General features: G+C 58.7%; 12 protein-coding genes. 6 read left to right on the top strand and 6 right to left on the bottom strand.

Translation table 11 applies throughout. The features are described from left to right. A partial coding sequence (locus ACX80D_RS17485) for a transposase family protein (RefSeq protein ID WP_459324140.1) occupies positions 1-486 on the bottom strand: 486 nt, incomplete at its 3' end. Positions 487-983: 497 nt separating this feature from the next. Here ACX80D_RS17485 and ACX80D_RS17490 point away from each other — a divergent pair. The 5 genes from ACX80D_RS17490 to ACX80D_RS17510 all read left to right on the top strand — a co-directional run bounded on the left by ACX80D_RS17490 (position 984) and on the right by ACX80D_RS17510 (position 7,625). Beyond that, entirely contained in the window at positions 984-2,669 is a 1,686-nt protein-coding gene (locus ACX80D_RS17490) for an MFS transporter (RefSeq protein ID WP_459324141.1), read from the top strand. A 107-nt stretch (positions 2,670-2,776) separates the two neighbouring features. After that, positions 2,777-3,328, top strand: a complete 552-nt coding sequence (locus tag ACX80D_RS17495; RefSeq protein ID WP_459324142.1) for a hypothetical protein — start codon at positions 2,777-2,779, stop codon at positions 3,326-3,328. 105 nt (positions 3,329-3,433) lie between these two features. Then, positions 3,434-4,414, top strand: coding sequence for a pyridoxal-phosphate dependent enzyme (locus ACX80D_RS17500; RefSeq protein WP_459324143.1), 981 nt, complete (start codon positions 3,434-3,436; stop codon positions 4,412-4,414). Next, positions 4,411-6,195, top strand: coding sequence for an FAD/NAD(P)-binding protein (locus ACX80D_RS17505; protein WP_459324144.1), 1,785 nt, complete (start codon positions 4,411-4,413; stop codon positions 6,193-6,195). Before ACX80D_RS17500 ends, ACX80D_RS17505 begins: the two co-directional genes overlap by 4 nt. Continuing rightward, positions 6,192-7,625, top strand: a complete 1,434-nt coding sequence (locus ACX80D_RS17510; RefSeq protein WP_459324145.1) for an alanine racemase — start codon at positions 6,192-6,194, stop codon at positions 7,623-7,625. Before ACX80D_RS17505 ends, ACX80D_RS17510 begins: the two co-directional genes overlap by 4 nt. Before the next feature lie 31 nt (positions 7,626-7,656). Here the strand turns inward: ACX80D_RS17510 and ACX80D_RS17515 are convergent, their stop codons facing one another. From ACX80D_RS17515 to ACX80D_RS17525, 3 genes are all read right to left on the bottom strand, one after another. Then, the gene (locus ACX80D_RS17515) at positions 7,657-8,574 is read right to left on the bottom strand and encodes a 2-hydroxyacid dehydrogenase (RefSeq protein ID WP_459324146.1); all 918 of its coding nucleotides are present in this window, start codon (positions 8,572-8,574) and stop codon (positions 7,657-7,659) included. Positions 8,575-8,705: 131 nt separating this feature from the next. Further along, positions 8,706-9,065: a hypothetical protein gene (locus ACX80D_RS17520; RefSeq protein ID WP_459324147.1), complete on the bottom strand. Its 360-nt coding sequence runs from the start codon at positions 9,063-9,065 to the stop codon at positions 8,706-8,708. Next, positions 9,008-9,532, bottom strand: coding sequence for an NAD(P)-binding domain-containing protein (locus ACX80D_RS17525; RefSeq protein WP_459324148.1), 525 nt, complete (start codon positions 9,530-9,532; stop codon positions 9,008-9,010). Before ACX80D_RS17525 ends, ACX80D_RS17520 begins: the two co-directional genes overlap by 58 nt. Positions 9,533-9,551: 19 nt before the next feature. On the opposite strand from ACX80D_RS17525, the gene ACX80D_RS17530 reads away from it, so the two are divergent. After that, positions 9,552-9,926: a hypothetical protein gene (locus ACX80D_RS17530; protein ID WP_459324149.1), complete on the top strand. Its 375-nt coding sequence runs from the start codon at positions 9,552-9,554 to the stop codon at positions 9,924-9,926. Between the two features lie 88 nt (positions 9,927-10,014). Here the strand turns inward: ACX80D_RS17530 and mtnN are convergent, their stop codons facing one another. After that, positions 10,015-10,833: a 5'-methylthioadenosine/S-adenosylhomocysteine nucleosidase gene (mtnN, locus tag ACX80D_RS17535; RefSeq protein ID WP_459324150.1), complete on the bottom strand. Its 819-nt coding sequence runs from the start codon at positions 10,831-10,833 to the stop codon at positions 10,015-10,017. Further along, on the bottom strand, positions 10,830-11,297 hold the full coding sequence (locus ACX80D_RS17540) for an S-ribosylhomocysteine lyase (protein ID WP_459324151.1): 468 nt from the start codon (positions 11,295-11,297) through the stop codon (positions 10,830-10,832). The genes mtnN and ACX80D_RS17540 overlap by 4 nt, the downstream gene beginning before the upstream one ends. Between the last annotated feature and the right edge of the window lie 741 nt (positions 11,298-12,038).

Below are 12,038 nucleotides of genomic sequence, written 5' to 3' on the forward strand. Positions count from 1 at the left end.
ACCAATACTGACCTGCCCGAGAATAGTCCCGGTAGCGTGATCCACAGCAGCCATCAAGTGCACCCTGTCCCCTCCACCGTTTTTGGCCCCACGGACTTCCTTTCCATCGATGGCGATCACTTGAGGTTTGACCTGAGCGATGATCCAGGCACCGAAAGCAGTATCAAAAACATCCCCATCAACTCGGGCGAGTACCCGTTGAATCGTGGTCACGTGAGGGACTCTAATTCCAGCTTTCGCTAGCGGGCCACGACCGGTATCGGCGGCCCATTCGGAGATTTCAGCGAAGGACTTTGCCCCGGTCAACACCGCGCAGATCGCCAACGCCAGAATTCCCGTCAGTCCATGTCTGATGCCTCGACGTTTTCTGGGATCCGGGATTGACTCTAAGACATCTCTCATCGTCCCGGGCGTCAACAAGGCCTTGGCCTGCTCGGGTACTGACTCCAACTGGCGGACAAGGGTGCTGATAGTGGAAGATGGCATGCGGGAACTCCTGTTGCACATGATTGGTCTGAACAATCACCATGTCTAACAGGAGTTCTTCATCGTTAACAGCTGAACCCGGCCAGTCTCACATTTTAAGACGGCCCCACCCGAAAACGACTTTGCATCAGCCCTGGGCACGTGCCACGCACCTGTGTCTGGCCCTCAAAACGGTACGGGCAGAGCTACTCAGACTTGCTCAGCGAGGAATTGTTGGGCGTTCAGCTAAAAAATGGATTAGTTGGTCGTCGCGAGAATGCGCTGGAAACGCCATGTTTTGAGGTCGACTAGGGCACTACCCAACAAAGTATTTGCGTCATAAGTTAATTAGGGCGGAATATTGCTAGGTACCAGCCACTAATTCCGTATAGCATCCGATCATAGATCCCGTGGGCAGACGGATTGGTCGGTTGTAGGTTGGGAAAGCTCCGCGGTTCGTTAGTGATGACTTTTTGAAGTCGTCTGTCCCTTTTTGACCTAAGGAGCTCTCTTCAACAATGGCAACTAAAACCCCATCCAATTCAGGATCTTCAGCTGCGTCAGCAGCTAAAGCAGCTTCTTGGTTACCGCTCATTGTGGTGGTGCTGACCCAGATTCAGGCCTCGTTCGCAGTCAATGCCCTTACGGTTTCCATGCAGGGCATCACCACTGACTTGAACACTCCCGCCACCTCCGTGGGAACCGCCATTACAGCCGGAACTTTCTCGATGGCTGCGTTCATCTTGCTCGGTGCCAAGATTGGCGCCCGCTACGGAACTCGCAAGGTCTTTCAAATCGCCGTTGCCATTCACGCGGCCGCCATGGCCTGTGTTGCATTAAGCGTCAGCCCCGCCATGCTGTTCATTGCGCAGGCGTCCTCCGGTGCCGTCATCGCTTTGGTCGCCCCGGCTCTGACCGTCTTTATTGCGACCAGTTACAAGGACGCTCAACAGGCCAAAGCCATCGGCTTACTGGCCGCAGCCATTCCAGCAGCAGGCGTTTTGGCTCTGCTGATTGCGGGCTGGTTTGCTACCACCATTGGCTGGCGCTACTCGTTCGGCATTATGGTGATCCTCGGTGCCATCAACTTGCTTTTGAGCTTTAGGCTCAAGGCAATCCCGGCCCAGCCCAACCTCAAGATCGACTGGACTGGCGCGTTCATTGCCGCCGCCTCCATCATCGTCCTCAGCTTTGGTTTCAGCGGAATGGCCAGTTGGGGCATCTGGAGCGCCACTGAACAGGCGCCCTTCTCTATCTTGGGCATCTCGCCGGCTCCACTGCTGATTCTGCTGGGCGTGATCGGCGGACAAATCTTCTTTGCATGGATCCGTAAGCGCCAAGGTGCCAAACTGCCGCGCATCTTTGATTTGCGAGTGCTTGCCTCCAGCTCCGAGCTGGCCATCACAGCCTGCATGGCGATCATGCTGTTCGTCGGCACGGCCGCAAATTTCCTGATCCCGCTGTACATGCAAATGGTCCAGGGGCGTTCTGGCATTGAGACGTCGTTTTCTCTGATCCCCTACACGCTGAGCATCTTCCTGGCCAGTACTTTTGTGGCCTTCCTCTACGACAAGTTCACCCCGAGCGTCATCTCCAGGATGGGCTTCATTATTGTGGCAGGTGCCCTGTGCTTGATAGCCTTCACCATCCGCAATGACTGGGGCCAGCTGTTTGTGGTTCTTGGCCTTATCTTGCTGGGCTTGGGACAGGGGGCGATCGTTGCCCTTGTCTTCAATACCTTGCTCAGTTCGGTGCCCAAGCCCCTGGCTGGCGACGTCGGTGCCTGGCGCGGACTGGTACATAACCTTTCCGGTTCAGTTGGCATCGCCGTCGCCAGTGCGTTCGCTGTAGCCATGCTTGCCTCGCAAATTTCTCTAGGTGCAAGCCAGCATCCCGAGATTTCCCAGCAATTGATTTCCGAGGTCAACATCAGTGACACCAACTTCATGACAAACGCGCAGCTGGAGGCGACCATCAAGGACCGCACGTCTAGCCCAACCGAACTTGCTGCTGCTGTGGAAGTCAACGCAGAGGCTCGTCTGCATGCCCTGCAGATTTCATTGCTGGGGCTCGCCGGGCTGGCCCTGCTGGCTATCGTTCCGGCAGGCCGCATGCCCAAGCGCCGTCAAGATGGCTTGCCTGATCTCATGGAAGCCGATGATCCAGACGCTTTGGAACTGGATGGAGCCGAAGCGAAAGACTAATCACCCTTGAGGTTTAGGCCAACCACCGGTGGGCAGTTGCCCGCCGGTGGTTGGACTTAAAGTCCAATGACAATCCTCTGGCCAAGGATCTCAGGTGGAAGGAAGCCGTGGAAGCCCCCAAACCCAACCCCACCGTGGATCACTGGAATATCGCCGAAGCGAACGGTCCCAGAAAACACAAATTTCACGCTCAATTCTATTCAGAATCAGCTATTTATGGACTGATCAGTGTTTCGGCGCTCATCATCGTCACGGACAAATATGACATCACAGCATATGAGATGTTTTCCAGGGTATTGCTGACAGTGATTGTTTTTTGGGTGGCACATTTTTTTGCCAACGTGGTTGCCCATCTCAGTAAAAACCAAGACGGTTTACCGCACTTCAAAGAATCCTTCACGTACGCCTTCAGTCACTCAATTGGTCTACTGCTCGCTGCCATAATTCCCTTGGCTATCGTCCTATTCGGAGTTTTAGATCTTGTCAACGACGATACCGCCGTCTGGGTTGCCCTCTGGGTGGACGTAAGCTTGCTGACACTCTTCGGCTTTCTCAGCTCCCGCAGTTGGACTCGTAAGCTGCATTATCGCGTCGGTGCGGCACTTGTGACTACGCTCTTAGGTGTTGGCATCGTGCTCCTCAAAGCTCTCATCCACTAGTGTTGCGCTCGTGAATGAGATCTGGGATCATTTCGAAGCCTGCAATTTCGGTATATTGGCCTACCAGAGATTCGCCTAGTAGAGACAGGTCGGGGAGAGAGTGATATGAACAATTTGGGGACACTTCATCCTTTTGCGACTCCGACGGTGCGTCTGAGTCGACTTTTTGAATCGTTCGACGCAGAAATCTATGCAAAGTTGGACCTGCTACAGCTTGCCGGCAGTACCAAAGAACGCACTGCAAATGGCTTGATTGAAGACTTACTCAGTTCGGGTCGGCTGCTACCCGGAGGCATGATCATTGAATCGACATCGGGGAATTTGGGCATTGCGCTGGCCCGGCAGTGTGTGGTTCGTGGCATCCAGTTCACTGCCGTGGTTGATGAGAACGCCAACGCTCTCGCTCTGGAGATTATGCGAGCGTATGGCGCCACAGTGGATCTCGTGCAGACACCGGCCGACGGTAACAAGCTCGCCGCTCGCCGCGGACGTGTTCAGGACCTACTTGCTGCTAACCCAGGATCGGTGACCACCAACCAGTACGGTTCACCGGCAAATCCGCGGGCTCACTTCGAGTCCACCATGCCCGAGATCATGGCCGGTTCCGGAGGGGATCTCGATTATCTATTCGTTGCCACCAGCACCACCGGAACATTGCTGGGCTGCCAGCAGTACATTCGCGAGCATGGGCTAAACACCAAGGTGGTGGCGGTGGATTCTGTGGGCTCCGTCCTCTTTGGTGGAGAATCCGGTACTCGGCGGTTGCCCGGGCTCGGCGCAGGTGTCTTGCCGGAACTTGCCGCCGGAGCTGAACCCGATCTCGTTTTCCAAACGGAGGAGATTGATATGGTCCGCGGATGCCGCCTATTGGCCCGTCGAGAGGGCATTTTGGCGGGGGCCTCTACGGGAGCCATCGTTGCAGCCATGGGAAGACTCCTGCCCACTCTCGAACCCGGTGCGCGCATCGCCTTTATTGTTCACGATACCGGCGTGCCCTATCTACAAACGGTCTACAACGATGCATGGGTACGTGCCACTCTCAATGCGGAGCCGGGCCCGGAGCCCGACGAAGTCACGGCCCCGTGATTCGCCTTGCCGTGGTGGGCGGGGGACCCAAGAGCTTATTCGCACTGCTTGCCCTCCATGATCTGATCCCGGCCGGCTCTAGACCAAGTATCCGCGTGGACGTCTACGACCCACACACTCCCGGATCGGGCAGTGTGTGGCGAGAGGGCCAGCCCCAAGTACTGCGTCTGAACGTGAACGCTGGCATTGTGGATGCCTCCTGGAGTCTGTGCGGGGAGAACTTCACTAGCTGGCTCAACCACACAGCCCCTGAACTCAGTGATGAAAAGTATCCGCCGCGGGTCCTGGTGGGCCGCTACCTGCGAGAGCAATTTGAGCTCCTGATCCGGCAGGGAAACATGTCTGTGATTCACGTGCCTCTCGCCGTGGCCGCTCTCGAGCGTGAGGGTACGCAATGGAGGCTTGAGGGAGAGTTCGGCAGTGAACTCTATGATGAAGTCCTGCTGGCAACCGGACATGGGCTGGGGGATGCGGAGCGTGCGCAATCACTTCCTGTGGGGCCTTCGACTGGCGAATTTGCGCAGGGCGTACTCCTGCCTGGCGCGCTCCTGCAGGGCGCGCTGAATCCGCACCCCTTGATCGGCAATTACGATTCCTTGACCACGTCGGATGTAGGTGCACAGCAAAGCGTGTGGATCCGTGGTGCTGCACTGACGGCTTACGACGTGGCCCTGCTCCTCACCGAGGGCCGCGGCGGCTCATGGGAGGGCCTCATGAGTGGCGAACATAGCGGTGAACAGCTAGCGAACGTGCGCTACATTCCCAGCGGACGCGAGCCGCAGCGCATCACGTTTGCCTCCCGCCGCGGTCTGCTGATGGACCCCAAGAGTGAGACAGTGCCGGAAACGATTACCGCCTGCATTGAGCGATTCAAGCCCCGGTTGAGTGAGTGGGACAAGCAGTCCCATCAAGCCACGTCCGACGCCGGGCGGTTGGCTGGGCTGTGGACAGTTCTTCTGCGCTGCGCTCAAGAATGTGCCCAGATCATGGGTGTGCAGCCGAGTGCTTTGGCGCTGTGGCGCACCGCGCTGACTGGGGTGTCGGAAACTGTGCGAAGCGGCGTTGCCGCTACACAGAGTTCATGCGTAGAAAATGAACGGATGCCGCGGGAGCAGATGCCGCGGGATGAGAAGTCAGGATTCCGGGGGCCAGCAGCGCTAGAGCCCGCTGGACAACTGCGCCAGAGCCTTTTAGTCAACCATTATCGGGCACCTCTCACCACGGGATGGCTGTGGGCTCGCGTATGGTCAGGGCTTTATGCCGAGTTGATTGCGGTGATGGATCGAAGCTCATACAACCAGCGGGACAGGCGGCAGTTTTCACGGGTTGCTGGCAACCTCGAGCGCTTTGCCTTTGGTCCGCCAGAACTCACTGCCCGCAAACTCCTAGCGCTTTTTGAGTTCGGCCTTCTTCATCTGGCTGCTGTAGGCGAAGAGCCAGAACCCGGTGTGGTGCTCATCGACGCAGTGACTCCGGGACCCGGAGTGCTCGTGGCGCCCGCTCCGGAGGGACAGCGCGCCAGTAACTTATACGCCGGTCTCCTTCGAGACGGTCATCTCATGATCCGCGCGGGGGAGCGTGGCCTACTGACCGACAAGGACGGAACGTGCCTAGCTCGGGACGGCTCCAGAACGCAGTCACTGGCTGCCGTGGGACGCCCCACCGAGGACCCTACGCTGGGTCATGACACGCTCAACCGCTCACTGCATGGTGAATACCAGCTGTGGGCTCAGCGAATCGCCCACCTTATTGCTACGAAACCTGTACTGAAAGAGTCATGATGCGCCAAAAAATGTATGGCACCGCACCGCTGACAGCTCGGCTCGAACCATGGATGGAGGATCTGCTCAACGATCCGCAGCAGTGCCGGGAGTTGATTGAGACCCATGGAACGCCAGTCAATGTTCACGATTTCCGCTCCATGGGCCGCAATGTTGCAGAGCTACGCGCTGCTGCGGCCTCCCACGACATCGACTTTCAGATCTATTTTGCTCGCAAGGCCAACAAGACACTGGGAGCCATTGATCAAGCTGTTCGCGAGAACTGTGGCATCGATGTGGCCAGTTTGAACGAGCTCCGTCAATGCCTCCAACGGGGCGTTCCGGCAGAAAGCATCATCGTCACGGCGGCGGTCAAATCCGCAGAATTGCTGACGCTGGCTATCGCTTCAGGGGTGATCATCAGTGTAGATAATGACGAGGAGCTGCGCGACGCACTCGAACTCACAGGTGCTGAGCATCAGCCACTGAACGTAGCACTTCGCCTGGCGATCACCCATGAATCGATCCCGGCTACCCGCTTTGGGCTCCCGGCTGCTCAGTGGAAGGAAGCCTTACATGAGGATGATCTGAAGGGTCGCGTCAATGTCGCTGGAATCCACTTCCACCTCAACGGATACGAAGCGCAGGCCCGGGCCATCGGCATTACTGAATCGCTAGTACTCATTGAACAGTTGCGCACGCTCGGGCACGCTCCACGCTTTGTGGACATGGGTGGCGGAATCCCCATGTCGTATTTGGATAGTGCCTCAGAATGGGAGAACTTTTGGACAGCTCTGAAACAGCTCCCGGCAGGGGACGAATCGCTGACCTGGAAGTCCGATCGGCTCGAGTCAGGCGTCTACCCCTATCACCAGGAACTTATCCGGGGAGAGTGGCTCGAAAAAGTACTCAGTACTGTTCCAGCATCTGGATTGCTAGCGGAGCAGTCCGTGGCGCAAGCCTTAAACGCAGCGCAAGTTCAGTTGCGCTGCGAACCTGGGCGATCTTTGTTGGACGGATGCGGGCTCACACTCGCTGAGGTGGCTTTCACCAAGCGCCGCAGCGATGGGGTCCCGCTGGTGGGCCTGCATATGAACCGGACTCAGTGCAGATCCACATCAGCTGACTTCTTGCTGGATCCAGTGCTCGTTCACGCCACGAACCCGCGACGGGCGGGACGGCCTAGAAGCACGGACAGCGCATTTCTCGTAGGGGCTTATTGCATTGAGGAGGAACTGTTGCTGCGCCGGCGCTTCGAGTTTCCGGCCGGAGTTACCGCTGGAGATCTGGTGGCGTTCCCCAACACGGCCGGCTATCTCATGCACATCGTGGAAAGCGCCTCACATCAATTGCCGCTAGCCGCCAATGTCCTCCGGGCCAGCGATAGCGACGCAGACTTTACGAGCGACGGCGGCCGGTGGGTGGTAGACGACATCGAGAAGTCCAGCTGACGTCAGTGCCACCTAGCCTGGTCCGGACCCTTCATACGACTAGATGAAGAGGCTCCTCGCCTCTGGCAATCCGGCGCAGCTGTTCAACGGTTATCTCCGTGGCTAGCCGAATGAACTCAGCGGTGTTGCCTGCCATATGAGGAGTGATGAGGCAGCCGGGCGCATCCCAGAGAGGGTGATCGGCCGGCAGCGGTTCCGGGTCAGTGACATCCAAGGCAGCCCGCAGCCGCCCGGAACTCAGCTCGGCTAGCAGGGCATCGGTGTCCACGACAGGACCGCGCCCAATGTTGACCAGCAGTGCCCCGTCCTTCATACGTGCAAGAAAGTGAGCATCCACCAAGTGTGCGGTTGAATCGTTGTGGGGGAGCGTCACCACCACAACGTCCGCCTGAGGAAGCAGCTCCGGCAGTTCGGCCGTGCCGTGGATCTTGCGTCCGTCATCTAGGACTCGGGCCCGGCTCGCAACGGGAATCAAAGCGGCCGGACGAAACGGGTCCAGCCGCGAAAAGAGCTCCTTGCCCACCCCGCCATAACCCAGCACTAGAACCACCGATCCGTGCAGCGAACTGGTCCAGAGTGGCGCCCAGTCATGCCGGCTCTGCTGCACGGCCGCCGTCGGCAGTTCACGCAGTGCCGCGAGAATCAGCGCCATGCCGTGCTCGGCTGTGGCATCTTCCACCGCTCCACGAGAATTACTTAGCGTCACGGCAGCTGGCATGTGGGCAAGAATCCAATCGGAGCCAATGGAGAGTAAGTGCACGTGGCGAAGACCTGGAATGCTCCCCACCCGCGCCCGATTCTCGAATTCCCGCGGCCGCTCAGTGACCAGCACATCCGCGGCTGGCGCATCCTCCGGGCTATCGTTGATGTGCCAGACGATCGCTTCAATCTCCGGGCTCCGGATCTCTTGCGCAAAAAGGGCCGTGGGGACAAGGACACGCAGAGTCAAAGGTCTTCCATTCTGTAGCTGTCAGCAGATTTCAGGATAGAACAGGTACGACGCCGGCGTTCACCACACTGACCCATGTCAGCACTCCTGTGGGTTTCTACTGGCTTGTCGATTGGGGACAAGACGGCGCATCATCTGACCGCGCAATGCTCCGGGCAGGTTTTGACCGCGCGGACCACCGGCCCAAGGTAATCCGGAATGCAGACCTCAAGCCGGGGCCGCTCAATGGTGCGCAGCACGGATTCCACGGTGGTCTCCGGCGTGAGGAGTTTCGCAGTTCCTGTGGCGGTTCCTGCTGCTAGTGCCGTATTGACCACGGATTGCGTGATGACGGAAATTTGAACGGGGGAGCGGTGGAACTCCTCGCGGACCGCCCCAAGGTAGCCCAGTACGTCGTATTTGTTGGCCGCGCAGCTGGCTTCCCCGGGCATGGTCACAATGGAAGCGGCGGAGGCGATGGTGATGATATGTTCGGGATCGCGGGCCTGCATCCGTGGCGCCTAGCGCGGCAAGACATTAGCGGAGCTCTTCTGATTGCAGGGGATGGGTTGGTCCGGTGTGTGCACGGGTTGGGGCACCGCATACTTGCGCAGGTTGCCCGGGGTGAGGGCGCCGATGCGCAACTGAATCCCGGTGATCCACCACGGCACCCATCCAGGCGATGCGACCTGGTCGCTGGGTTTGCCGAGCAGAAATTTGCGCAGTACCCACTGTCTGCGACGAATTGATAGCTGCGCACTGTTTGCCCTGGGTGAGAGGCTTCCACGGCGGTGTCTATGGCCGAATTTCCTGCGCCAATCACCACCACGTCGCGGCCTTCAAATGGATCTCCGGAACGGTCATCATGAGCGTGGATTTGTTCGCCGTCGAAGGTCCCTTGATGCGTACCAGTCTGAAAATGCCATTCGGACCCCAGGGGTGATGAGTTCCGGAATTTCGTAACAGGTAGATTGCCCATCGGGGTTATCCAAAAGCCAGTGGCCACCCACTGCGCTGCCCTGCTCGAAGCAGTCGAAGGTAACCCCTGCCTCTTACAACGCTTTTGCTGCGGCGAAGCCGGCGGATCCCGCAGCAATGATGCAGGTCCGGGACAAGCAAACATTGACTGGGCTGGGATCCAGAACCGCAGGGGCAGGGTATTCGGCCACACGTGTTCAGGCCGTGTGCCGCTGGCGAAGGTCTCCGTCCGGTTCTTGTATCGGCTCTGCTTCGACCACCATGAATTGCTGACGCGGCTCTACCTTGATCAGTATGAAGAGGTAGTGGAGGCCATGGTGGCCAGACCCAGCAATCCGGGGTCAGACCTCTTGACCGCCGCCAGCGCCGTCTCGCGATTCGCCGCTTGGCTATAGCACTGGATGACGCATTCGAGAACTTTGCCAGCGCCGGGCTGATCAGATCGCCACAGTGATTCTCCGGTTTGCCGGTCGGGTTTCGGGTCTACAGGCGGGGTGAGCCAGCCGCGAACCAGGAATCAATGACTGCCAGGGCAACCTTCGCCGAACGCTCGGCGGCGTCGTCCACATGGGTCAGGAAATCAGCGTCGGATGCCGGTCCGCATAGATCGGAAATCCCTCGGATGGCTACGAAAGGCGCGCCATACACGTGGCAAGTCTGTGCGATCGCCGAGGATTCCATGTCAGTGGCAAGCACTCCTTCGAACCGATCCTTGATGACAGGGGCTCGGTCGTGGCCCACAAACTTGTAACTTGAGACCAGCAGCCCATGGTGAACTGTGTTCACCATTCCTTCTCCTGCGGAAGTGAGCGTCCGCGGTGTGGAGTCGATGAGCGGCACAAGCGAGTCCATCACCGGGTAGGACGCCGGCATGCCCGGTACCTGACCGAGCTGATAACCGAAGGCGCGGGCGTCTGCGTCGGCGTTGATCGTGTCGGTGCCGATGACCACATCGCCGACCCTGACGTCATCGCCCAGACCACCGGCTGAGCCGGCGCTGATCACCAGAGGAGGGGACGCGCCGTCGTTCTTCTGCTGGGTTAAGAGCAGCGCAGAAGTGGCCGCACCCGCTGCGTTCACCAGGCCAATGCCGCCGTGCACCAGCAGAATGTTGTGGCCGATGATGACACTGGCGCGGTGGATGGAATTGCCCTCCCGGACCGGCTCCGCCACTGAATCAGCGAGCTGCAGGAAGGGAGCCAACTCCTCTTCCATGGCGACGATGACAATGACGTCGGCCGGAGTGTTCTGCGCAGGATAGCTCGCGGTCGGATTAGTAGCGTTCACAATGGTCGTGCTCACGCGGTGACCTGCGCCCACTCGTCGCGCTTGGCGAGGAACGTGCGGGCAACGTCTTTGGCGCCGTCGAGGGAGTGGCTTTCGCCCCAGCCGCACTGGATTTCATTGGCGGCAGGAACTTCGATAGCCACCAAAACTTCCTTGAGCGTGGCCTCAATCAGCTCCATGACGGCCGGCAGGTCAGGCTCGCCTGCAAGAATCAGGTAGTAGCCCGTCTGGCAGCCCATGGGGGAGAAATCAATGACGGCATCCGAGTGGTTGCGTGAACATTCGGCAAAAAGGTGCTCTAGGGAGTGAACAGATTTCATGTCCAGGTGCGCCACGTTGGGCTGGGTGAAACGCACGTCGTACTTGGTCAAGACATCGCCGTGCGGCAGCTGCTTGCGGTCGGCAACCCGAACGTATGGTGCGACGACGGTGCGGTGGTCAAGGTTGAACGACTCGACGTTCATGCGTGAAGTATTCATGGGGTGCTTTCCTGACGTGAGTGTCGAAGCCGGACCGCCTCGGGCCCGCTATCTGGCCACGTCTATCTTAGCCGGTGAGAAAGGAAACGCGGGTGGCTCGGTGTGGAGGTTGGCGCCGGTGATGGTGTTGGCATTGTGGGCGCCGTGGAGATGGTTCGCTGCAGAGCTCTTCGCGCTTTCTCAACTTTTTTGACGCCGCCCATGGCCGTCGGTACGCCCAACAACGAAGTGGGTCCGATCGCAGGGCCTGAATTCAAGCGCGGTGACAACTACATAGTTGGGCTGGTCCCTCGGAGATGCTCCCACACACTTCGTCTATGATCTCGGGTTTGAGAAGGCCAGATACCTGATCTCATGCGTCTCGTAACTCGCTATTGCCCTTGGCGCCGCCGCAACCGTGTCCGCTTGTGCTCCTGCTCTTGAGCCGCTGTTGTCCTGTGATGGGCGACGGCGGTTCTTGCGTTCGGGTGGGTCGGCGCCGGTTCCGGTTCGGCGTGTGTCAGCGCTGCTCACAGTTCTACTCGTAGCTCTCCTCGTCAGCCCTACTTGTCAGTCCTACTCGGGACGGGCAAGTGTCGGTGTCCAGGAAACATTCTTCGAAGTTACTTTCGGGTATGTATTGCGGTTGCATGTCGGTGGGTTTAGTGTTGTTGTATGAGTATTCGGGAGGTGTTCCCCGGGGACCGGGGTGGTGACGCTACACAGGATGTGGCGGCGCTGCTGGCTGGGATTACTCTTCCT

It is taken from the genome of Arthrobacter sp. Sr24, from assembly GCF_054511175.1.